General features: G+C 62.7%; 22 protein-coding genes. 4 read left to right on the top strand and 18 right to left on the bottom strand.

Features of this window, described 5'->3' with window-relative positions; translation table 11 throughout:
* Positions 1-228: 228 nt before the first annotated feature.
* Positions 229-372, top strand: coding sequence for a DUF1127 domain-containing protein (locus AMK02_RS32680; RefSeq protein WP_064802139.1), 144 nt, complete (start codon positions 229-231; stop codon positions 370-372).
* Positions 373-470: 98 nt separating this feature from the next.
* Positions 471-1,901: a methylenetetrahydrofolate--tRNA-(uracil(54)-C(5))-methyltransferase (FADH(2)-oxidizing) TrmFO gene (gene trmFO, locus AMK02_RS09315; RefSeq protein WP_064802136.1), complete on the top strand. Its 1,431-nt coding sequence runs from the start codon at positions 471-473 to the stop codon at positions 1,899-1,901.
* A 9-nt stretch (positions 1,902-1,910) separates the two neighbouring features.
* On the opposite strand, the gene AMK02_RS09310 is transcribed toward trmFO, so the two are convergent.
* The 5 genes from AMK02_RS09310 to yajC form a co-directional block, all read right to left on the bottom strand.
* Positions 1,911-2,378, bottom strand: a complete 468-nt coding sequence (locus tag AMK02_RS09310; protein ID WP_064802135.1) for a hypothetical protein — start codon at positions 2,376-2,378, stop codon at positions 1,911-1,913.
* Between the two features lie 71 nt (positions 2,379-2,449).
* Positions 2,450-3,307, bottom strand: a complete 858-nt coding sequence (locus AMK02_RS09305; RefSeq protein ID WP_064802133.1) for a phytoene/squalene synthase family protein — start codon at positions 3,305-3,307, stop codon at positions 2,450-2,452.
* Positions 3,308-3,309: 2 nt separating this feature from the next.
* Positions 3,310-3,696, bottom strand: coding sequence for an Mth938-like domain-containing protein (locus AMK02_RS09300; RefSeq protein ID WP_004678846.1), 387 nt, complete (start codon positions 3,694-3,696; stop codon positions 3,310-3,312).
* A 4-nt stretch (positions 3,697-3,700) separates the two neighbouring features.
* Positions 3,701-6,241 (bottom strand): protein translocase subunit SecDF, encoded by a 2,541-nt coding sequence (gene secDF / locus AMK02_RS09295; RefSeq protein ID WP_064802131.1) that lies wholly within the window; start codon positions 6,239-6,241, stop codon positions 3,701-3,703.
* A 44-nt stretch (positions 6,242-6,285) separates the two neighbouring features.
* Positions 6,286-6,633: a preprotein translocase subunit YajC gene (yajC, locus tag AMK02_RS09290; RefSeq protein ID WP_004678848.1), complete on the bottom strand. Its 348-nt coding sequence runs from the start codon at positions 6,631-6,633 to the stop codon at positions 6,286-6,288.
* 206 nt (positions 6,634-6,839) lie between these two features.
* On the opposite strand from yajC, the gene AMK02_RS09285 reads away from it, so the two are divergent.
* Complete coding sequence (locus AMK02_RS09285) at positions 6,840-7,712, top strand: ATP-binding protein (RefSeq protein ID WP_064802129.1); 873 nt, start codon at positions 6,840-6,842, stop codon at positions 7,710-7,712.
* Between the two features lie 86 nt (positions 7,713-7,798).
* Here the strand turns inward: AMK02_RS09285 and AMK02_RS09280 are convergent, their stop codons facing one another.
* The 3 genes from AMK02_RS09280 to AMK02_RS09270 all read right to left on the bottom strand — a co-directional run bounded on the left by AMK02_RS09280 (position 7,799) and on the right by AMK02_RS09270 (position 11,209).
* Positions 7,799-9,388 carry a M23 family metallopeptidase gene (locus AMK02_RS09280; RefSeq protein ID WP_064802127.1) on the bottom strand — a complete coding sequence of 530 codons (1,590 nt, stop codon included), beginning with the start codon at positions 9,386-9,388 and terminating at the stop codon, positions 7,799-7,801.
* 195 nt (positions 9,389-9,583) lie between these two features.
* The gene (locus tag AMK02_RS09275) at positions 9,584-10,618 is read right to left on the bottom strand and encodes an LLM class flavin-dependent oxidoreductase (RefSeq protein ID WP_064802125.1); all 1,035 of its coding nucleotides are present in this window, start codon (positions 10,616-10,618) and stop codon (positions 9,584-9,586) included.
* Positions 10,619-10,837: 219 nt separating this feature from the next.
* Positions 10,838-11,209 (bottom strand): DoxX family protein, encoded by a 372-nt coding sequence (locus tag AMK02_RS09270; protein WP_237358341.1) that lies wholly within the window; start codon positions 11,207-11,209, stop codon positions 10,838-10,840.
* A 239-nt stretch (positions 11,210-11,448) separates the two neighbouring features.
* Here AMK02_RS09270 and AMK02_RS09265 point away from each other — a divergent pair, with 239 nt between their 5' ends.
* Positions 11,449-12,357, top strand: coding sequence for a LysR family transcriptional regulator (locus tag AMK02_RS09265; RefSeq protein ID WP_064802121.1), 909 nt, complete (start codon positions 11,449-11,451; stop codon positions 12,355-12,357).
* A gap of 77 nt (positions 12,358-12,434) precedes the next feature.
* On the opposite strand, the gene AMK02_RS09260 is transcribed toward AMK02_RS09265, so the two are convergent.
* The 10 genes from AMK02_RS09260 to AMK02_RS09215 all read right to left on the bottom strand — a co-directional run bounded on the left by AMK02_RS09260 (position 12,435) and on the right by AMK02_RS09215 (position 22,969).
* Positions 12,435-13,088 carry a protein-L-isoaspartate(D-aspartate) O-methyltransferase gene (locus tag AMK02_RS09260; protein ID WP_064802119.1) on the bottom strand — a complete coding sequence of 218 codons (654 nt, stop codon included), beginning with the start codon at positions 13,086-13,088 and terminating at the stop codon, positions 12,435-12,437.
* Entirely contained in the window at positions 13,085-13,858 is a 774-nt protein-coding gene (gene surE / locus AMK02_RS09255) for a 5'/3'-nucleotidase SurE (protein ID WP_004678859.1), read from the bottom strand. Before surE ends, AMK02_RS09260 begins: the two co-directional genes overlap by 4 nt.
* 4 nt (positions 13,859-13,862) lie before the next feature.
* Positions 13,863-15,146, bottom strand: coding sequence for a serine--tRNA ligase (serS, locus tag AMK02_RS09250; protein WP_064802117.1), 1,284 nt, complete (start codon positions 15,144-15,146; stop codon positions 13,863-13,865).
* A 96-nt stretch (positions 15,147-15,242) separates the two neighbouring features.
* Positions 15,243-16,070 carry a twin-arginine translocase subunit TatC gene (tatC, locus tag AMK02_RS09245; RefSeq protein ID WP_064802115.1) on the bottom strand — a complete coding sequence of 276 codons (828 nt, stop codon included), beginning with the start codon at positions 16,068-16,070 and terminating at the stop codon, positions 15,243-15,245.
* Positions 16,067-16,681: a Sec-independent protein translocase protein TatB gene (gene tatB, locus AMK02_RS09240; protein WP_064802113.1), complete on the bottom strand. Its 615-nt coding sequence runs from the start codon at positions 16,679-16,681 to the stop codon at positions 16,067-16,069. Before tatB ends, tatC begins: the two co-directional genes overlap by 4 nt.
* A 51-nt stretch (positions 16,682-16,732) precedes the next feature.
* Positions 16,733-16,924, bottom strand: coding sequence for a twin-arginine translocase TatA/TatE family subunit (locus AMK02_RS09235; RefSeq protein ID WP_011425113.1), 192 nt, complete (start codon positions 16,922-16,924; stop codon positions 16,733-16,735).
* A gap of 182 nt (positions 16,925-17,106) precedes the next feature.
* Positions 17,107-17,811, bottom strand: coding sequence for an SMC-Scp complex subunit ScpB (gene scpB / locus AMK02_RS09230; protein ID WP_064802112.1), 705 nt, complete (start codon positions 17,809-17,811; stop codon positions 17,107-17,109).
* Positions 17,808-18,665 carry a segregation and condensation protein A gene (locus AMK02_RS09225; protein WP_064806099.1) on the bottom strand — a complete coding sequence of 286 codons (858 nt, stop codon included), beginning with the start codon at positions 18,663-18,665 and terminating at the stop codon, positions 17,808-17,810. Before AMK02_RS09225 ends, scpB begins: the two co-directional genes overlap by 4 nt.
* 18 nt (positions 18,666-18,683) lie before the next feature.
* A complete protein-coding gene (gene nagZ, locus AMK02_RS09220; protein WP_064802110.1) occupies positions 18,684-19,697 on the bottom strand; it encodes a beta-N-acetylhexosaminidase in 1,014 nt (337 codons plus the stop codon).
* A 110-nt stretch (positions 19,698-19,807) separates the two neighbouring features.
* Positions 19,808-22,969: an SPOR domain-containing protein gene (locus AMK02_RS09215; RefSeq protein WP_064802108.1), complete on the bottom strand. Its 3,162-nt coding sequence runs from the start codon at positions 22,967-22,969 to the stop codon at positions 19,808-19,810.
* Positions 22,970-22,972 lie beyond the last annotated feature (3 nt).

The raw sequence follows: 22,972 nt of genomic DNA, 5'->3' as shown, positions 1-22,972 counted from the left end.
TTTCGTTTACGGCGATTGCCGGCCGTCGCGGTTGCAGGATCTTTCCGGGTTCTTTGGCCGCTCAAAAAATGTTCACCGCTTATTTCTCAAGCATCATATTGCACATTTGCATGGCAGACGCCTTTTATTTGCACTGCACAATGAGAGGGTTTTCGCCTATATAAACATCAACCGCAGAGAGACAGGCGATCCCGCCGTCAAGCGGACTTTTGTTCGAGGAAGATGACAATGAACCCGATCCGCATTGCAAAGAGCTGGATTAGCTACCGCCGTACGCTCAACGAACTCGGCAGCCTGTCCAACCAGACCCTGTCCGACATCGGCGTCAGCCGCTACGACATCCGCAATATCGCATCCCGCTCGTTCCGCTAATAGCGGGTAACCGGCACGATGCTTCAAGACGGCGCCATCAGGCGCCGTTTTTGATTCCAGGTGTTGGATCGCATCTGCCGACATGATATCAGCCCGGAATGAACACGATTTCCTATGCTCCTATTCACGTCGTCGGCGGTGGGCTTGCCGGTTCGGAAGCCGCCTGGCAGATCGCCAGTTCCGGCGTTCCCGTCATTTTGCATGAAATGCGCGGCGTGCGCGGCACGGATGCGCACAAAACCGACGGCCTCGCCGAACTCGTCTGCTCCAACTCCTTCCGGTCCGACGATGCGACCAGCAATGCCGTCGGCGTTATCCATGCCGAGATGCGCATGGCGGGCTCGCTGATCATGGCAGCCGCCGATCGCCATCAGGTGCCGGCCGGCGGCGCGCTGGCCGTCGATCGCGACGGCTTTTCCGAAGCCGTGACCAAGGCGATCCACGACCACCCGCTGATCACCGTCGTGCGCGAGGAAATCACCGGCCTGCCGCCGCGCGACTGGGATCTTGCCATCGTCGCCACCGGACCGCTGACAGCGCCGTCGCTTGCCAGCGCCATCCAGGCCCAGACGGGCGAGGATTCGCTTGCTTTCTTCGACGCTATCGCGCCGATCGTCTACCGAGAGAGCATCGACATGGATATCTGCTGGTATCAGTCGCGCTACGACAAGGTCGGTCCCGGCGGCACGGGCAAGGATTACATCAACTGCCCGATGGACGAAGCGCAATACAACGCCTTCGTCGACGCGTTGATCGCTGGCGATACTGTCGGCTTCAAGGAATGGGAAGGCACGCCCTATTTCGACGGCTGCCTGCCGATCGAAGTGATGGCCGAGCGCGGCCGCGAGACGCTGCGCCACGGGCCGATGAAGCCGATGGGGCTGACCAACGCGCATAATCCGACGGTCAAGGCCTATGCCGTTGTGCAGCTGCGCCAGGACAATGCGCTCGGCACGCTCTACAACATGGTCGGCTTTCAGACGAAGCTGAAATACGGCGCGCAGGCGGAAATCTTCCGGATGATCCCAGGTCTGGAAAATGCGGAGTTTGCCCGTCTCGGCGGCCTGCACCGCAACACCTACGTCAACTCGCCGACATTGCTCGATCCGTCGCTGACGTTGAAATCGCGGCCCGGCCTGCGCTTTGCCGGCCAGATCACCGGCTGCGAGGGTTATGTGGAAAGCGCCAGCGTCGGGCTGATGGCCGGGCGTTTCGCCGCTGCCGAACGCAAGGGCGAGGCGATTTCGCTGCCGCCGGCGACGACGGCACTCGGTTCGCTGCTCGGTCATATAACCGGCGGACACATCGTGACCGACGAGGAGCCCGGCAAGCGATCGTTCCAGCCGATGAACATCAATTTTGGGCTGTTTCCGGAGCTCGAGCCCGGCTCGATCGTCAAGCCCGAAGGCGTCAAGCGCTTTCGCGGCAAGGACAAAACGATCATGAAACGGCAGTTGATCGCGCGTCGGGCGCTTGCAGACTGCGCCGCCTGGCTCGGTCAGACACCGACCTTTGCCGAGAGTGCCTAAGCAGCTGTTCTACTGCTTGTTGGCGGCGGAAATACTGTCGGACGGCAGATCCTTATCCGGCTCGGCGATGTAATTGCCGAGCAGCCAGAGCGCCACTTCGGAAGCCTCCTTCGGCGAAGCAAACTCGAATCTGCCGTTGTGACTGGGCGCATCCAGAAATTCGATCATCAACCCCTTGCCCGTCTCCGTGCTTACGGCACGCACACGGCCGGGCTCGATCAGATGACAGGAGAAATGGCGTGCCATGTTGCGCATGAGGCCGGCCTTGTTGTCGTGCAGGCGCACGAAGATCGCCTGACTGTTTTCCGTCGCCTGCAGCTGACGGATCGCCTCGTTGGGAAAGGCGCGGCCGAACTCGATAATGGCCAGACCGGTGTCGTGCAGACTGTCTTCCTTGTTCTGCGCGGCCATGCGTGTGGCCACGAAAGCAAAGAAGATGACGATGGCGAAAAGGACGAACCAGACGATAATGCCCACGCCGAGTCTCCGTTCAAAGCATAGTGGTGAGGGCCTTGTAGCGCGCGAGACTTGCGCGAATTTGACCTATATCAGATTTTCCGGCGGCCCGCCGCCAGCGCCATTCTGAGCTGGCGGCGCCATTGCGGCGACTGCAGCGGCCGGTCGAACAGGAGAGCGCCCCGCCTCTGCGCCTTCAGCAGCACCGGTTCGGCCAGGGTCGCGGGCAGGAAGGCAGGGAACACGGCTGGCGCAATCGACCCTGCCCCTCTCGCCTTTGCCAGATGCTCAAGGCCGAGACCGGCGAAGGCCTCGATGGCGGCGGAGACGCGCGGCCGGTCTTCGCCGGCGAGAAAGGCACCGCGGTCGAGCCCGGTGGCGGAAAGGATCTGCAGCGGAATATAGAGCTGGCCGCGGCGGCGATGCAGCGGCATCAGCAGCAACAGCCCGGCAATCGCCTGTGCGACGCCGGCATGGCCGGCCGCATTCGCTGATCGCGGGGCCTCCTCCGGCGAAAGCACGAGGCTTGCGAGCTGGATCAGCGCGGAGGCCGTTTCGCCGGCATAACCTTCGAGCGAGATCCGCGTCTCCATTGGATCGTCGTAGAGGTCGAAGGTGCGAGCCTCGATCATATCGAGCAGCGTCTTGCGCGGCAGGCGATGGGTTTCGATCGCGGTCAGAAGTGCGGCGGCGACGGGATTGGCCGCCGTCGAGCCATGCGCGCTGCCTTCCAGCAGGTCACGCCAGTATTGCATGCGCACTTCACCCGGCAGCGGCTCGTGCACCAGGTCGCGGATGCGGGCAAGCTCGGCATTGAATGCGTAAAGCGCCGCAAGCGCGCCGCGCTTGTCCTGCGGTGACAAAAGGCAGGCGAGATAACGGTCGCGATCATTGTCGCGCAACATCGCCAGGCAGATATCCTGGTTCGTCGCGATATTTTCTTCCGCCATCGTCAGACCGCAATCAATGCCGCCGCGACGGCGCGCTGCTCGGCGAGCATGATGTTGAAGGTGCGCACTGCGGCACCCGTACTCATCGGATCGGAGGCGATACCGCGCGCCTTCAGCGCCTGCTTCAATTCCTCGGGCAGACGGCGAAGCTCAGTTCCTGTGCCGACGAGCAGAACCTCGATATCGGCGGCCTCCTCCAGCACGCGGCGAAAATTTTCAGGCGACAGCGGCTTCGACATGTCCATGTCCCAGCCGTGAATGCCGGAGGGCAGGCAAAGGATCGAGCCGCGATGCGACATGTCGGCAAAACGGAAACCGCCATTGCCGTAAGTATCGATCGGGGCGCGCCCGGGAAAATGCGCGGCGCGGATTTCTATGCCTTTGGCCATGTTTTCAAACCACCGTGCCGGATTTTACACCGGCATCCGTCTTGTTGCTCTCCTCCCCGTCCGGGCTCTCCGGCCGCAGCCGGAAGACGATCAGCACGGGAGCGGCGATATAGATCGAAGAGAAAGTGCCGAGAGCGACGCCGAAGAGCATCGCAAAGGCGAATGAGCGCATGACGTCGCCGCCGAACAGGTAGAGCGCCAGCAAGGCAAGCAGCGTCGTCGCTGCCGTCAGGACGGTGCGCGACAGCGTCTGGTTGATCGAGGCATCGATCAGGATCGGCAGCGGCATCTTCGTGTATCGCTTCAGGTTCTCGCGCATCCGGTCATAGACGACGACAGTGTCGTTCAGGGAATAGCCGACGATCGTCAGGACCGCGGCGATGCTCGTCAGATTGAATTCGATGCCAGTCAGCACGAAAAACCCCAGCATGATGATGACGTCGTGCAGCGTTGCGACGATGGCGCCGACGGCAAACTGCCACTCGAAGCGGATCCAGATGTAGAGCAGGATTGCCGCGAGCGCGGCAACGATGCCGAGCGTCGCCATCATCGTCAATTCGCCCGAGATGGCGGGGCCGACGACTTCGACGCGGCGGAAATCATAATCCGCCTCGAGCTCGCCGCGCACCAGCGTCGCTGCCGATTGCTCGGCATTCTCTCCGCCGCCCTGGGAGGCGATGCGGATCCGCGCGTTCGCCGGGCCGCCGGTGCGTTCGACCCCGACCTCGCCGAGATTGAGATCGTTGAGGCGCGATCTGAGATCGGCGATGTCGGCATTGCCCTGTTTCGCCGTCACCTCGATGAGCGAGCCGCCGGTGAAGTCGATGCCGAGCTGCAGGCCGACGGTGGCAAAAGCCGCCATGGCGATCAGCGAAATCGCAGCCGACGCGGTGAAGACATAGCGGCGGATCCCCATGAACCGGACATTGGCGTGCTCGAAGAGATGGGTGAGGACGCTTTTTGGCAGGTGCCGGGGGTGGCGTCGCGCCAGCCAGACGGCGACGATCGAGCGGGTCAGCGTGAATGCCGTGAAGACGGTCGTCAGAATGCCAACCGCCAGCGTCACGGCGAATCCACGAATGGCTTCACTCCCGAGGAAAAAGAGAATGACGGCGGCGATGAAGATCGTGACATTCGCATCGACGATCGTCGCAAAGGCACGCGAGAAACCGCGACCGACGGCCTCGGCAAAGGAATGGGCGGTTTTCTCTTCTTCGCGGATGCGCTCGTAAATCAGCACGTTCGAATCGACCGCCATGCCGACGATAAGAACGATGCCGGCAATGCCGGGCAAGGTGAGCGTCGCGCCGGCAAGGCTGAGCGCCGCGATTATGAGGATCAGATTGAAGAAGAGCGAAACGACAGCAATGACGCCGAGGATGCGGTAGAGCGCGATCATCAGCGCTGCGACCAACACGACGGCGACGAGGCCGGCAACAAGGCCGGAGACGATGGATTCGCCGCCGAAGGTCGGGCTGACGCTGCGCTCCTCGACGCTCGTCAGCGTCGCCGGCAAGGCCCCGGCACGCAGCATCACGGCAAGGTCGCGAACACCGTCTTCGGAGAAATTCGCAGAAATCCGGCCCTCGCCGTTGGTGATGGCGGCATCGATGACGGGCGCCGACATGACCTGATCGTCGAAGACGATGGCAAGGTGCTTGCCAATATTCTGTCCCGTCACCTCAGCCAACCGCTTGGTGCCTTCGGCATCGAGACGATAGGCGATGGAGGTATCCTGCGTCTGCGGATCGACGACCGGCTGGATATCGACCATGTTGCCGGCGCTGGCGAAAGCCGTGCGATCGACAAGATAGGGAACCGGCGGATCGTCCAGCGAATAGAGCACTTGCGATGTCGCCGGCCAGCGGCCGTTCAGCGCCTCCTGCCCCGACATGCTTTCATCGATCAAATGAAAAGAAAGCTTGGCCGGCTGGTTGAGGAGATTCTTCAGCCGCTCGGCATCGACCGATCCCAGCACCTGCACGGTGATCCGGTCGTCGCCCTCGGGACGAACGAGGAAATTCTCGTAGCCGAATCCGGCGATGCGGCGGCCGACAATATCCAGCGACCGGGTTCGGGCGGAGGCAACGTCAGCGTTAATGCCGGCGTCGGAAATCCGCAGCGAAAGCTGCCCTTCGCCGCCCTGCTGCAGCGTGAGCTCGGGCGCGGAATCTCTGCCGGTCGTCGTCAGGGATTTCAGACGATCGACCGCTTTCTGCGTCTCAGCAGGATCGGTGATCCGGACACTAACGGTCCGGTCGTTGCCGGTCAGCCCGGTATAGCGGATGCCGGCGCCGCGCAGCGCGTCGCGCACATTCGCGACTGCCTCTTCCAGGCGATCCTTGACGATATCGGAACGCTCGACCTTCAGAACGATATGCGAACCGCCCTGCAGATCGAGGCCGAGCATTACGCGATCGTGTCGCAGCCAGTCCGGCAGCGAGGCACGCTGTGCCTCGCTCAGCAGATTGGGCGCAGCGATGACGACGGCCGCAAACGCAACCAGCCAAATCAGAAGTGTTTTCCAGCGGGAAAAATGCAACATTCTCTCGACGATCTTCCGATCCGGCGGTTTGCCGCTATCGCTTGTTACGCCGCGTCGGCCTTGACAGGTTCACCCTTGACGCGAACTTCCGAAATGCCACTGCGGACGATACGCACGCGAACGCCTTCGGCAATCTCGACTTCGACTTCCTTGTCGTCGACGACCTTCGTCACCTTGCCGACGAGACCGCCGCCGGTCACGACCTGGTCGCCGCGACGGATCGCCTTCAGGGTTTCCTCACGCTTCTTGGCCTGCGCGCGCTGCGGACGGATCAGCAGGAAGTACCAGACGACCATCAGCGGCACGAACAGAATGATCATTTCGAAACCGGAGCCGCCGAAACCGGTTGCGGTATCGGTCGCACTCTGGGCGAATGCCGGGGTGATGAACATGCTAAACTCCTCAGGCTTGGCGGCGGAACTGCGCCTCATTTTTCAGGTTGCCGGACTATAGTTGCCGCTTCGATGAATGCAACAGAAACAGCCGGAAACAGCACCGATTCCCCTGCCTCATAACCTTTCCGGCGACAAAACGCCATGCTACCCCGCATCGAAAGATAAAGCGGATTGCCGCAGCAAGAAATCAGGAGGAGCTTGCTATGACCGAGGAAATCAACACCGCCCTGCTTGGCGAGCTCAAACGGCTCGCTGATGCCGTCCAGCGCCTTGCCGGACCGGCACCCGCCGTCAATGACTGGGACGCGGCCGACTGTTTCGTCTGGGCGCCGCAGCGCCAGCATCTGCAACCCGTCAAGAAACCCAACCGGGTGGCGCTGAAACTCATCCGCGGCGTCGACCATGTGCGCGATATCCTGCACGAAAATACGGTGCGTTTCGCTGAAGGTTATGTGGCCAATAACGTTTTGCTCTGGGGTGCGCGCGGCATGGGCAAATCATCGCTGGTCAAGGCCGTGCACGAGGATGTCAGGCGCGAAAGCGGCGTCGCGCTGAAGCTGGTCGAAGTTCACCGCGAGGATATTGCCAGCCTTCCCAACCTGCTCGACCTCCTGAAAGACACGCCGTATCGCGTCATCGTCTTCTGCGACGATCTCTCCTTCGATCACGACGACACCGCCTACAAGTCGCTGAAGGCGGCGCTCGACGGCGGCGTCGAAGGGCGGCCGGACAATGTGCTCTTCTACGCCACCTCGAACCGGCGCCATCTGCTGCCGCGTCACATGATGGAAAACGAACAGTCGACAGCGATCAATCCGTCCGAAGCCGTCGAGGAGAAGGTTTCGCTGTCCGATCGTTTCGGTCTTTGGCTCGGCTTCCATAAATGCAGCCAGGAAGACTATCTCGGCATGATCGACGGCTATGCCGATCACTTCAAGCTCGGGCTCGCGCGCGACACGCTGCACGCCGAGGCGCTGGAATGGGCAACGACGCGCGGTGCGCGCTCGGGCCGCGTTGCCTGGCAATACATCCAGGATCTGGCGGGGCGCATGCGCGTTCATATCGACCGGGCGTAGACAGGCTTCCGGTTCGATACAAGACGGTCCAAAATGACAAAAGCCCGGCTGGTGGCCGGGCTTTTGCGCCTCCTGGTACGCTCTACCTATTCCAGGAAAGTCATCGGGTTGACCGGGGATGCATCCTTGCGCACCTCGAAATGGACCTGCGGCTGCTTGACGTCGCCGCTCATGCCGGAGACGGCGACGGTCTGACCGCGCTGGATCTTCTGGCCGCGGGCCACGCTCAGCGTGTCGGCATTGCCATAGACGGTGACGGTACCGTCGTCGTGACGGACGAGAACCGTGTTGCCGAGTTCCTTCAGGCCGTTGCCGGCATAGATAACGACGCCGTTTTCGGCGGCCTTGATCGGCGTGCCCTGCGGGACCGAAATATCGATGCCGTCATTGCGGCTGCCGTTGACGTTGGCGCCATAGGCGGCAATGACCTGGCCGCGTACCGGCCAGCGGTATTTGCCGATGCCGGTCGATTCCGGCGCGTCCGAGCTGACGTCGGCCTTCTTTTCGACCTCGTCGACGGTCTGGGTGGCGGCCGGCGCCTTATAGGGCGCGGGCTGAACGGACGCCGTCTGCTGGGCAGGCGCCGGATCAGCCGGCTTCGACTCGACCTTCTCTGCCGGGATCGAGGCGGTCTTGATCGTGTCGGTTTTGCCGTTCGGGATGTTCAGGGCCTGGCCGACACGCAGCGTGGTCGCCGAGATATTGTTGGCGGCCTTGAGATCGTCGATATTGGCGCCGGTCGCCTTGGCGATCTTTGCCAGCGAATCGCCCTGCTTGACCACATAAGTACCGGCAGCCGCCTTCGGATCCTTGCCAGCGCCGGCGGGAACCTTTGCGGCCGGATCGGCACTCGCCATGGTCTTGTCGCGGGCGGAATTGGCGCCAGGGACGACGGCCACCTTCTGCTCCGGCGCCTTGGTCGGCTCCGGCATATTGCCGGGCTTGGCAAGATCGGCCGCCTGCGACGCCGCCTTGGCGGCATTGCCGCCATTGAAGGTCGGGATCAGGATCGCCTGGCCGGGTTGAGCGGCAGAGGCGGTTTTCAGATTGTTGATGCGCAGGATTTCCTTTTCCGGAACACCAAAGCGCCGGGACAGCGTGGCGATGTTTTCACCCGGGCGCAGCGTCACCGAAGGTGCATTGGTCGAGGACCAGCCGGAAATCTTCGGCGTCGTGCCTGTTGTCAACGAATCGGGCGTTGCCTTCGGTGCCGCCGGCGCTACGAGCCGCGGCTTTTGAGCCTGCGGCGAAGCCGGGAACGGCTGGGCCAGCGCCACTTCCTTTTCCCGCTGGCGGGATGGCGCGACAGCCGTCGGCGCGGCAAGCTCGGAACGCTGGATCGAGACCGGCGAAGAAGCCAGGCGTGCGTTGGACGGACGGACCGGCTCGTAACCCGGGTTCGCCGAATAGGGCTGGTTCATCGCATTGTTGCCGCCATAGCCGGACCGGCTGGCGACAGCCGAACCGCCGAGATCGGCGCGCGGCACCGGATCGCCCTGAACGCCGCCCCGGCGCGGAATGGAACTTGTGGTGATCTGGTCCTGCCCGGAGGAGGAAAACAAACCGCCAAACCGTGTCACATCGGAACTGCAGCCCGTTGCGGCACTCGCCAGCAGGCCCACAACCAGAAGATTACCGGCCGACTTACCGAACTTCGGCGAAAGACTGAAACGCATTGACTCGACCCACTGAGAACGCAACCATTTGTGGGTCTATTAAAACGCGTTAGTATTACCACGCGGTTAAGACGCTGGAATCAGTGCAATATTTTTGAGAAGTTGATAACCATAGCTTACGGGTGAAAAATCGCAGTGCCTTGAGCATGATGCCGGGAATTGGCAGCGTGTTTCTGGAAAGCGGCATGCAGCCGTTTATTCGCAGGCTCGCCGCACCGATGGCGCGACCTCAGTGCCAAGCAATTCGATTGAGCGAGCCATGGCTGCCGTTTCGAGCGCGGCGGTACTCATCTGAAACGTCACTCTGGAAACGCCGCCCAATGCCACGCTCGCTGCGAGCGTCTTGGTGACGACCGTCTGCGGACTGCCGATCAGGAATGCTCCCTGAGGGCCGCACGTCGCCTCGAACTGGGCGCGGGACGGCGGCAGCCAGCCTCGCTCCTTGCCGGCTTGGGACATCATCTGCTGCCAGCCGGGAAAGAAGGCGTCCTTGGCGGCTTCGTCAGTGTCGCCGACGAAGCCCATTGCGTGCACGCCGACCCGTTGCTGTTCGGGCGGATGGCCGGCGGCAGCCCAGGCGTGCCGATAAAGATCGACGAGAGGTCGAAAGCGCTCGAAGCTGCCGCCTATGATGGCGACCATCAGTGGCAGGCCGAGGGTACCTGCGCGGGCAAAAGATTCGGGCGTGCCGCCGACGCCGAGCCAGACAGGCAGGCGGTCCTGATGCGGACGCGGATAGACCCCCTCGCCATTCAGCGGAGGACGGAAGCGGCCCTGCCATTTGATATGCGCCGCCTCATTGAGCTTGAGCAGGAGATCGAGCTTTTCGACGAACAAAGCGTCATAGTTCCTGAGATCGTAACCGAAAAGCGGATAGGCATCGATGAAGGAGCCGCGGCCGACCACCAGTTCGGCACGTCCCCGGGAGATAAGATCGAGAGTCGCAAACTCCTGAAAGACGCGCACCGGATCGGCAGCACTGATGACAGCAACAGCACTTGTCAGCCTGATCCTTTTCGTTCGCGCGGCCGCAGCAGCAAGGATGACCGCAGGAGCCGAATCGAGCGCGTTCTCGCGGTGATGCTCACCCATGCCGAAGACGTCGAGACCGACGCGATCAGCGAGTTCCACCTCGGCAAGCACACTTTCCATACGGTCGGCTGCAGACTGCATCCGTCCCGCTTTCGGGTCATTCGCAAGCATAGCAAAACTGTCGATACCGATTTCCACTGCTCAGTCCTTCGGGTTCGGTTGTTCGGATATACGCATCCCATTCAATAGGCACTGGGAGTGCGCTGCGGTTCTGGCCAGCCGAGCCACTGGCCAAACTGCGTCGTGTGACATCCGGCGACGGAGACGCAAACAAGCAGGAGGATGGCGAAGCGAAACATTGAAGCCTCGAAGAAAGGCTGCGGCGTTAACGGGACCGACGCAACTTGGCGTCCTGGCTCAGCGGAACGGGTCAAGGATCGTTGCGAAGGCGCGACGGTGCAGCCACACAACCGTGCCCGTGAGCAGAAGCAGAAGAATAGCCGGCACGGGACTACCGCCAATGACGAAGAGATGGGTCAACACGGCGAAGATCATGGTGACAGCAAGGACTAAGGCGCCGAATGCAGCCGTCGTCGGAGCCAGAAGGGCAATCGCGCCGCAGACTTCCACGGCCCCCGTAAGGATGCGGAGCCACTGACCGGCGCCGATCTGATCAAAGATCGCGACCATCATCGACACGCCCGCGAGCTTGGCGCCGCCGGCCGCGAGAAACGCGGCAGCGGCAAGACCGCGGAAGCTCCAGGAGACGATCTTTTCAGTTTTGTTCAATTGAGCCGATGATGCCAACTTCGGTGACCTTTTCCTGTGTTGCCGCGTATTGGCGCGGTTGGTGCGCTTCAACCGGAGGCCGGCTCGGGTATTTCCGAGCCGCGACGCTCGCGTGGCGTTTCGATGCCACGATTGCACCCAACCGAAAAGCCGTTATTTTCTTAGACAATCTATCGGTTGGTCCGATACATGCTAGTGTGGCCGCAGGAATCCATCATCAATGTTACCGGAGATCGGCTGTGCTGGATGGTTTGTCGCTTGATCAATTACGGACATTTATTGCTGCCGTTGACGAAGGCAGCTTTTCCGCCGCTGCGCGCAAGCTCGGGCGAGCCCAATCGGCCGTCAGCGAACTGGTTCGCAACCTCGAGACGCAACTCCGCGTCACCCTCTTTGACCGAAGTGGCCGCTATCCTCAGCTGACGGCAGCCGGAAATATGCTGGTCGCGACTGCCCGTGAGGTCGTCGCCAAGGTCGATTTCTTCAAATCGCAGGCAAAGGGTATGGCTGCGGGACTCGAACCGGAGCTGTCCGTCGTCGTCGACGTATTTTTCCCCATTCATGTCGTCGCGGAGGCCGCTAAGGATTTCCGGCAGCAGTTTCCCGAGGTGCCGCTGCGGCTGTTCGTGGAGGCGCTCGGCGGTACCGTCCAACCCGTTCTCGAACAACGAGCCAATTTCGGCATCGTGGGCTCCTTGCCTGCAATGCCGCCCGGCGTCGTGACGGAGCCGCTTGCCGGCGTAACGTTCCTGGTCGTTGCTGCGGCGGATCATCCGCTTGCCGCTATCAAGGGAACAATCCCCCGAAGCGAACTCGCCAAGCATGTCCAGCTCGTGCTGACCGATCGAACCGAGCTGTCGAAGGGGCGTGAGTTCGGTGTAATGTCGCCTCATACTTGGCGACTGGCCGACCTGTTCGCCAAACATACGTTCCTGATCAACGGACTTGGCTGGGGCGGAATGCCTGAGCATGCAGTCAGGGCGGAGATCGAGGCCGGGCGTCTCTTGGAACTCGCGGTCGAAGAAATACCTGTCGGCGGGCTGAGGCTGCCGATGTCGGCGGCTTATCGCTCGGATGGTCCACCAGGGCCTGCAGGCCGTTGGCTGATCGAGCGATTGAAGATTTGCTCCGGCAGCGGGGACCAGTAACCTTCCCTTGCAGCTCGCCATCCGTTGCGGAAAGTCCGCACGGCGAGCACCGACGTAAGTCCCGAAAAAAGCCTAATTTAGAGCAGCGAGGCAAGCCGCGGAATGATCGGCAGATAAGGCGCTTCGAACAATTCCTCGCGTTCGAAGCGGCTGCCGGTTTTCGTCAGTCGCACCATGCGACACTCGTTTTCGGAAATCATCAGCGGCGCGATCATGGAGCCACCGGAAACGAGCTGGTCGGTATAGAAGCGCGGCATCGCATTGAAGGCCGCCGTCACCAGGATACGGTCGAAGGTGCCCTCCCCCTGCATGCCGGCGCTGCCGTCGGCATGGCGGATGACGACGTTGCGCATGCCAAGCGATTCCATGCGCCGCTGCGCTGCCGACGTCAGCGACTTGTAGCGGTCGATGGACAGCACACGCTCGGCCAGGCGCCCCATGACGGCGGCAGTGAAACCGCTGCCGGTGCCGATTTCCAGGACGCGCTGCCCCGGCTTGAGCTTCAGGTGATGCAGGATGCGGACGGCAAAATCGACGCCTTCGAGGAAGGAGCCGCATTCGATCGGAATCGTGCGGCTCGAATAGGCATCGTCGGCAAATTGCGCCGGCACGAACAGCGAGCGCTGCGTCTGCTCGACCGCCGTCAGCAGATCGAGGTCGGAGATGCCTTCGGCACGTAATCTGAGGACGAGCGCCGCAAAGCCCTCCTTCTCCGCCAGTCTTGCCGTCAAACCTGTGCTCCGTATCCCAGGGCCCGCGCCACGCGGTCCGTCACGGAATAATCGGTCAAATCCAGTTTCAAAGGCGTTACCGAAATCTTGTTATGCTTCAGAGCGTGAATATCGGTGCCTTCGATGAAGGCGCCGGCGCGTTCGCCGAATTTCAGCCAGTAATAGGGAAAGCCGCGGCCGTCGGAGCGAGCATCGACCTGCAGATTGAAGGCCAGCTTGCCCTGCATCGTCACTTCGGCGCCGTCGACCTCGCCGGGACGGCAGTTCGGGAAGTTGAGGTTGAGGAACGTGCCCTCCGGCAGGTCCAGATCCATCAGCTTTTCCAGAAGAGCCGGGGCATGTGTCTCGCAGACTTCCCACGGCACGATGCGTGCGCCGTCCTCGTAGAGATAGGCCTGGCTGAGTGCGAAGGAGCGCACGCCCTGCATGGTGCCTTCGATGGCACCGGCGATCGTGCCGGAATAGGTCACGTCGTCGGCGACGTTCGAGCCCGAATTGACGCCGGAGAGAACGAGATCGGGCTTGATGTCCATCACCTGCCGGATGCCCATGATGACGCAATCGGTCGGCGTGCCGCGCAAGGCGAAATGCTTGTCAGAGATTTTGCGCAGCCGCAGAGGTTCGGAGAGGCTCAGCGAATGGGCAAGACCGCTCTGGTCGGTCTCGGGGGCGACGATCCAGACGTCATCGGACAGCGTGCGGGCGATCCGCTCCAGCGCGGCCAAGCCTTCCGCATGAATGCCGTCGTCATTCGTAAGCAGGATGCGCATCGCCTCAGGCCGCCCGTTTGATCTTGGTCAGTCCGCCCATATAAGGCAGCAAAACGTCCGGAATCGTGACGGAACCATCCTCGTTCAAATAATTTTCGAGGACAGCGATCAGGCAGCGTCCGACGGCGGTGCCGGAACCGTTCAGCGTGTGGACGAACCTGTTGGTCTTGTCGTCCTTGCCGCGGTAGCGCGCATTCATCCGGCGCGCCTGGAAATCGCCGCAGACCGAGCAGGAGGAGATTTCGCGGAAGGCATTCTGCCCCGGCAGCCAGACTTCGAGATCGTAGGTCTTGCGCGAGCCGAAGCCCATGTCGCCGGTGCAAAGCGTCATCGTGCGGAAATGCAGCCCAAGGCGCTTCAGCACCTCCTCCGCGCAGGCGGTCATCCGTTCATGCTCGGCAATGGCGCTCTCGGCATCGGTGATCGAGACGAGTTCGCATTTCCAGAACTGGTGCTGGCGCAGCATGCCGCGGGTGTCGCGGCCGGCCGAGCCCGCTTCCGAGCGGAAGGACGGCGTCAATGCAGTGAAGCGCAGCGGCAGCTTTTCCTGGTCGAGGATTTCCTCGCGCACCAGATTGGTCAGCGTCACCTCGGCGGTCGGAATGAGATAGCGGCCATCCGTCGTCTTGAAGAGATCCTCTTCGAATTTCGGCAGATTGCCGGTGCCGAACAGCGCTTCAGCGCGCACCATCAGGGGCGAGCTGACTTCGGTGTATCCGTGCTCACGGGTGTGGAGATCGATCATGAACTGGCCGAGCGCGCGCTCGAGCCTGGCGAGCGGCCCGGTCAGCACGGTGAAGCGCGAGCCGGAGAGCTTGGCAGCGCGCTCGAAATCCATGTAGCCGAGCGCTTCGCCGATTTCGAAATGCTCCTTCGGCGTGTGGTTCCAACGCGGTTTTTCACCGACGATGCGGCTGACGACATTGTCGTGCTCGTCCTTGCCGACAGGAACGTCGTCGAAAGGCACGTTCGGGATGCGCGAGAGAGCGTCGTTGAGTTCGGCCGTCAGCTGACGGTCCTCTTCCTCGATCGCCGGCAGCAGGTTCTTTAGTTCGGCGACCTCGGCCTTCAGCTTCTCGGCAAGCTCGCCGTTCTTCTGGGCCATCGCTGCGCCGATCTCCTTGGAGGCCGCGTTGCGGCGGGAGAGCAGATCCTGCGCCTTTTGCACGGCCGCGCGGCGCTTTTCATCGAGGGCGACGAGACTTTGGGCCAGAGGCTCCGCGCCGCGCTTGGCAAGGGCGGCATCGAGCGCTTCGGGATTCTCACGGATCCATTTGATATCGAGCATCGTCGTTCCAGGTCGTTGCAACAGAAATGACCCGGCCAAAGCCTGACCGGGCCTCGACCGGATGAGACGGCGTCATAAAAGGGCTTCCGGATCGCCTCAGACGCTGTCGGTCTTGGCAACGTCCGCGGATCCGGTTTCCTTTTCGAGCGCCTGCCGGGCACGCTGGCGCTCCACGAGTCGCGCCGCATAGATGGAAATCTCGTAGAGAAGGATCGTTGGTAGCGCAAGACCGATCTGGGACATCGGATCCGGCGGTGTCAGCACGGCGGCGACGACGAAGGCGAGCACGATGGCGAACTTGCGCTTCTCGGCGAGCCATTGTGACGTCAGCAGACCCACGCGGGCAAGCAGGGTCGTGATGACGGGCAGCTGGAAGACGAGGCCGAAGGAGAAGACCAGCGTCATGATGAGGCTCAGATACTCCGAGACCTTCGGCATCAGCGAGATCGCCACCTCGTCATGACCCGGCGCCTGCTGCATCGACAGGAAGAACCACATGACCATCGGCGTGAAGAAGAAATAGACGAGCGCAGCCCCCATCAGGAACAGGACCGGCGACGCGATCAGGAACGGCAGGAAGGCCTGGCGCTCGTTCTTGTAGAGGCCGGGCGCCACGAACTTATAGACCTGGGCGGCAATGATCGGGAAAGCGACCACCAGGCCGCCGAACATCGCCACCTTGACCTGGGTAAAGAAGAACTCCTGGGGCGCGGTATAAATCAGCTGGGCCTTCTCGACGTCGAGATGCGCCCATTCCACGGCCGTCTTGTAGGGGATGACCAGATAGTTGAAGAGATGCTTGGCAAAAAAGAAGCATACAATGAAGGCGATGAAGAACGCCCCGATCGACCAGATCAGCCGCGTGCGCAGCTCCATCAGGTGCTCGATCAGCGGCTGCGGCTTGTCTTCGATGTCACCGCTCATGCCTCGTCCTTCTTCTTCGTCTGCGCCGGCTTCTTCGGCGTTGCAGGCTTCCTGACTGCCGCGGCCCGCTTCGGCTTTTCCACCGGTAGGGCAACGGCTGCGGCAGCATCGACCTTGTCGGCAGCCTTGACGCGTGGCCTGCGCACGGCCTTCGGCTTGTCGGCGACGGTATCGGCCCGGGCAATCGCTGCTGCGACGGGCTCAGGCTGCGCAGGCGCCGGCACCAGGGGCGGCGTTTCCGGCAGGCTCATCGACGGCGTCGGGGCCGAGACGGCAGCCGGCGGCACTTCGGTCTTGTTTTCCGGAGCCGCAGTCGTCTTCTGCAAGTCGGCCTTGATCTCGTTGCCCATCTGGCGAAGCGGGTTCATCGCCTCGCGCAGGCTGTTGACCGGGTTGAGCTTCTGGGCGTCGCTGATCGTCTGGCGCACGTCGTCAAGCTCGGCTTCGCGCAACGCTTCGTCGAACTGCGCCCGAAACTCACCTGCGACCTTGCGGGCGCGCTGCGTCATCTTGCCGAAAGCGCGCAGCATCGGCGGCAAATCCTTGGGACCGACAACGACGATCAGCACGACCGCGATGACCAAAAGCTCGGTCCAGCCAATATCGAACATGCAAGGCTCCTGGACGGGAAGCGCGGGGGCTGCGCTTTTTCCCGGACTTGATTACTTCGTTTCGTCGGCCTTGTGATCGACGGTCTTTGCCGTTTCCGGCGCGTCCTCGTCCGTCATGCCCTTCTTGAAGCTTTTGATGCCCTTGGCGACATCGCCCATCAGTTCCGGAATCTTGCCGCGACCGAACAACAACAGCACGATGACCAGAACGATCAGCCAGTGCCACATGCTAAGAGAACCCATCACTCTAACTCCCTGTTTCGATGTTCCCACGATGTAAGGATTTCTAACACCGTTTCCAACATCAAGCCCTTTGAACTGCGCTTAATGTCACGGTATAGCCCTTTATGACAAGCCACTGACCCGTCGAAAAATCGTGCGCACCATTGTTTTCGTCATGCATGGCAAAAGCAAGACGAAGTCCTTCAATCGTCGGAGGTAGAACGCGGGGCAAGCAACCCCAGTTCTTCGAGATCCATCTGGGTAATGGGGTCTTCGTCCTCGGTCAATTCGTCGTTCATCGACGGCGAGGGAATATTGAAGTTCGCCGGGATACGGCCAGACAGCAGGCCCGCTCCCTTCAATTCTTCGAGACCCGGCAGATCGCGCAATTCTTCCAGGCCGAAATGGTCGAGAAAATCGCGCGTCGTGCCCAAAGTCACCGGCCGGCCGGGCGTGCGCCGGCGGCCGCGAAACCGCACCCAACCGGCTTCCATCAGCACGTCGAGCGTGCCGCGCGAGGTCTGAACGCCGCGGATATCCTCGATCTCGGCACGCGTCACCGGCTGGTGATAGGCGATGATCGCCAGCACTTCTAGGGCAGCGCGCGAAAGCTTCTTCACCTCGTTGTCGTCGCGGCGGATGACGAAGGAAAGATCGGCGGCGGTGCGGAAGGCCCAGGCGCCTTCGACCTGGACAAGATTGACGCCCCGCGGCGCATATTGCTCCTTCAGGCGCAGCATGATCGCATGCACGTCGGCGCCCCTCGGCAGGCGCTCGGCGAGGAAAGCTTCGGAAACCGGCTGCGAGGAGGCGAAGACCAGCGCCTCGGCAGTACGCTCGGCCTCGATCTCGGCCTGCAGATCGCGGCCCTCTTCCTCGAAATCCTCTTCACCCTTCAGATCGATCAAGCCGGCCGCTCCTGTTCAACCACCTGCAGAGTCGCATGTTTCGGGCCGCGGCGCATATAGATCGGCTGAAAGGCTCCGTCCTGACGGATTTCGAGCTTGCCCTCGCGCACCAGTTCCAGCGACGCAGCGAAGGCGCTGGCGATCGCCGTGACGCGCTCCTCGGGCGCGGCGAGATAACGCAGCAGATAATGCTCCATCGCCGTCCAGTCGCCGACCTCGCCGATCATCTGGGTGAGCAGCTCGCGGGCATCGGTCAACGACCAGACATTGCGCCTCTCGATCGTCACCTGGGTGATGGCGTGGCGCTGGCGCAGCGCCGCATAGGCGGTCAGGAGATCGTAGAGGCTCGCCACATAAGCCGACTGCTGCCGGTCGGGAATATGCTCGGGCGCGCCGCGCGCGAAGATATCGCGGCCGAGACGGTTGCGGTTGACGAGGCCTTCCGCCGCCTGGCGCATGGCTTCGAGACGTTTCAGGCGGAAGGCAAGCGTTGCCGCCATCTCCTCGCCCGAGGGGCCATCATCCTTGACCTGCTGAGGAATGAGCAGCCGCGACTTGAGATAGGCAAGCCAGGCCGCCATGACGAGATAATCGGCGGCAAGCTCGATGCGGATGCGCCGAGCGCTTTCGACGAACTGCAGGTATTGTTCGGCGAGCGCCAGCACGGAAATGCGCGACAGGTCGACCTTCTGGTTGCGGGCGAGATAGAGCAGCAGGTCGAGCGGGCCTTCGAAACCGGCGACGTCGATCACCAGCGCCGGCTCGTGGCTGGCACGCTCGGCGCCGTTGTCCTGCCACAGCTTGTCCATCGGCGTTGCCGCCTGCGGACGTTCCGAGCCCTTGACCGTGCTCACCACCCTGCTCTCCTACGATCACACCGACACAAACATCGCCTCGAATTCCGCCCTCAACTCCGCCTCATCGGCAGCATCCGGAGCGGCAAAGCCTGCTTCTACCGCTTTTGCGCGGGCAAGCGAAAAACCGGTGAGCGGCGGAACATTTGCCACGACATCCCGCATCTCGTCCATATGGCCATTGCAATGCAGCACGATATCGCATCCTCCTGCAATGATATTCGCCGCCCGTTCACCGATCGTGCCGGAAAGAGCATTCATCGAACTGTCGTCGGAAAGCAGCAGACCGCTAAAACCGATGTGCTCGCGGATAACGCCGTCGATCACCTTGCGCGAGGTCGTCGCCGGATTGCCAGGGTCGATTGATGTGAAGACGAGATGGCAGGTCATTGCCATCAACTCGTCCTTCATCGCGATGAAAGGCGGGAAATCATGGGCCTCCAGCTCATCGCGCGAGACGGTGACGACAGGCAGCTCCAGATGTGAATCGGCAAAGCCGCGACCGTGGCCGGGCATATGCTTCATAACAGGCAGCAAGCCGCCGGCCTTCAGCCCCTCGCCGGCCGCCCGTCCCATTGCGATAACCGTCTTTGGATCGCCACCATAGGCGCGGTCGCCAATGACGTTGCTGCTGCCTTCGACCGGCACGTCGAGAACCGGCAGGCAATCGACATTGATGCCAAGGTTCGACAGGTCGAAGGCATGCAGGCGCGACATCACCCAGGCGGCGCGCAGCCCGAGCGCCGGGTCGCGGCGATAGACATCGCCGAGCGCCTGGCCTGAGGGATAACGCGGCAGAACCGGCGGACGGATGCGCTGGACGCGACCGCCCTCCTGATCGATCAGCACCGGCGCATGCCAGCCGACGCTGTCACGCAGTTCGGCGACGAGATCGGTGATCTGGCCCGCTTCGGAGATATTGCGCCCGAAGAGGATGAAGCCCCAGGGCCGTTCGTCCCGGTAAAAGGCCTTTTCTTCGGATGTGAGGGCAAGGCCACTGCAGCCAAGGATCATCGCTTTTGATTCGGTCATAGAAGAATCATAAACAGCGGCTGGCCAAATGCGAGCAAGCGCGGGCGCGATGCACAAAAAAGAGCGGCGGGCCGATCCGGCTCGCCGCTCTCATAACTCAATGGCCGATGTTATTTGGAGATCAGGCAGCTTCCGCCCGCTGCGCGATACTGTTCGCAGAGCGCTGCGGCCTCATCCTTGGAGCCGACCGGGATGCGGACACGGTAGAAAGTGCCCTTGCCGGCGATATCGGCCCTGCGGATCTCATGGGCGCGGCCGCCAAGCACGCCCGCGAATTTCTTCGACAGGTTTGCATAAGATTTATTCGCCTCGTCCTCCGAAGGCAGCGAAGCGATCTGGAGGCCGTAGCCGCCTGCGGATGCGGCTTGCTGCGGCTGGGCGGCGGCCGGCGTTGCCGAGGCGACCTGCGTCGGCTTCGGCTGCTGCGCGGGCGTGCGGACATTGCCCTTATCGGTAACAGTGCTAACGACGTTGACAGGCTGATCGGCCGGGCGGGCGATCGGAACCGGGGCCGTATCGGCGATCGTTGCCGTCTTGACCGGCCGTACCGGCGCATCGACCGGTGCGGGATTTGCCGCCTGCCCATCGGCACTTGCGGCAGGCGACGGCTGTGCCGGCGCGGTTTGAACTGGTGCTGCAGAACGCGCATCGGCGGAAGCAATCTCGGCGCTTGCCGGGAAGCTCGCAGCCGATCCGGCAGCCGGCGGCGCAGACGGGGCCGACTGCGCCGTAACTGACGGCATCGGCTGAGGAGGCGGCGCCGGCTGGTCGACCGGTGCGGACTCCTCGCGGGCGACCAGTGTGCCGTCAGGCTTGACGATCATCGTGCGGACCTTGCGCGGCGAAACGGATGGCGTCTTGTCGGCGTCACTTGCAGAAGCGTCGTCGGCGTTGGCGTGGTTCGGCAACAGACGCGGATCCTCCGTCTCGCCAACTGCGGTCGGCGTGACCCGATCATCAGCGCCGGCGCTCTCGTCATCTTCCGGCAATGCTTCCGGCGTCAAGGTGCGCTGGACAACATCGACCGGCGCCTCGTCCGAGGAGACGAGCGCCTTCTGCTTCGGCTCCTCGGCAGAACCCGCAACGCGGTCGTAGACGGCCTTATCCTGGTTCGGCACCGTCTTACCGCCGGGATTTTCCGGAACGACCTTGACCGGCTCCTTGTCGGCCGTGATCACACGCGGCTCGCCGGAAGAGACAATGCCGAGCCCTTCGCCGTTCCAGACGGAGGAATAGACGCCATAACCGACGCCAGCGAAGACCACCAGCACGACGGCCCCGGCCAGCAGCCGGCGCATCGACCGGGCGCGGCTGAAATCAGCGGCCTGGCTTGCCGACTCGATATGGACCTCGGAGGTCTCCCGGCGTTCGACCGGCTCGCGCACGCTGCGGCGGAAATCCTCCTCCAGCGCCCGTTCGAAATCGTCGAGACCGTCGGCAATGGTCGGCTTGACCGGCGTTGCCGCAGCGGCAGCCATATTACGGGCGGACGCCGCCGTTTGGCGCGGTTTGGCCGGCTCGAAAAAGCTCGCAATCTCTGCATCGAGATCGAAATCGAAATCTGCGGTTTTCGCGATCGGAGCGGGCTGCTCGACCGGCGGCAGCGCCGGCACATGCATGTCGTCCACCGTCTCGGGACGATCCTCCGGATCGGAGATCATCGCCGGATCGAAGGGCAGATCTTCGGTCGATTCAGCGGCGGACGCCTCTGCGGCAGGTGCCCAGTTGAAAGCCGGAGCCGGAGCTGGGGCCGGCTGCTCGGAAACCGGGGCCGGCGCGGGCTGCGCCGGGACAGTGGCCTGCGGGTACTCAGGCGTTGCCTGCTGGGGCGCGGCGGGCGCCGGCTGCGCCTTTGGCCGCGGCGCAGGCTCGGCTGCTTCGGAAAAATCGAGATCGGCAAGTTCCAGCTCGATACCGGCGAGGTCCAGTTCGAAATCGTGGCCCGCGAAGGGATCATCGGCTTCCGGCGCGGGCTGCGGCGCCCGTGAATAGGCCGTTGCGACAGGTCGGGGCTGCGTGACCGCGGCAGGCTGTGGCTCGACCGGCCTTGCGGCTTCGGCAGCATAGGCAGGCGCCATTTCGATCGGAGCGGACAGGATCGGCGCGGGCGCGATCGCCTCGGGCTGGACCGGTGCGGCAGCTACCGGGGCGACTTCGACGGGAGCGGGCTCCGGCACAGCCGGCGCCAGATTGGCGCGCTGCAATACCGGGCGGGGCACAGGATAGCGCGAGACGTCGGCCAGCAGGTCGTCGACATCGAAGGTGCCGGCGGTATGCGGAACTTCAGGTCCGACCTCGGTCAGCGCGGCATCGGCCTGGATCTCGCCGTCGATGGCGGCTGCAAGATCGAAACCGGCGTCGGAGCCGAACTCTTCCAGATCATCCTCGACTTCAACGAATTCCTCGGCTTCAGCAGTTTCTTGCGGCGCAATTGCCTCATCGTGGCGATCGAGCTCGGCGGGGAAGCCGAACGACGGCGTCGCGGATTCGAACTCCTCGGGAGGTTCGACAGCGGCAACGGGCGCCGACTGCTCGATAACGGGCTCCGGCTCCGACGAGGCAAGATCGGCAACCGCTGCTTCAGCCATCGGTTCAGCGACTGCTTCGGTCGCAGGCGCAGCGACTGCTTCGGGGGCCGGCTCGACAACCGTCACCGGCTCCTCACGTTTCGGGGCGTGGAAATTGGCGAGCGGCAGCCTGATGCTCGCAGCCGACCATTGCGGGGCTTTGGCGGACTGCGCCAGCGAAGAGACCGGCGCCGTACCGATCGACAATTCGAGTTCCTCGATCAGGTCGCGGGCGCCGCCGAAAGCGGTTTGAGCTGGCACCTCGGAAACAGGATCGACGGACAGCTGCTGCGGACCGGCCGCCCAGTCGGCAGCGGCAACGTCCCAGTTCCTTGCCGAAGGCTGGGCAGCTGCTTCTGCGGCGACGGGACCAACGGAGACGGGCTCCGGAACATCCACGCTTACGGCAGCGGGAGAAGCATCGAGAATGGGCGCGACATAGTCTTCGGAAGCGACGCCGTCGGAGATCGGCTCGGCCGGCCGATCGAGTTCGGCCAGCGGACGTGGTGAATCGTAGCGATCGAATTCCCGCCCGAGCTCATCCTCCAGATCGAAGGCAGGTTCGCGCCGGGCGGCGTCGCTTACGGTATTCGCTGCAACACGCGGCTCGAAACCGACGATCCGGGCAAGTTCGGCCAACGGATCGTCGTCGGCAAACAGATCGTCTTTTCCGCGCGTATCATACGCAAATTGTTTCTCAGCCATGCC

It is taken from the genome of Rhizobium sp. N731, assembly GCF_001664145.1.
GTDB classification, from domain to species: Bacteria; Pseudomonadota; Alphaproteobacteria; order Rhizobiales; family Rhizobiaceae; genus Rhizobium; species Rhizobium esperanzae.
This window is presented reverse-complemented; position numbering and strand designations above follow the sequence as displayed.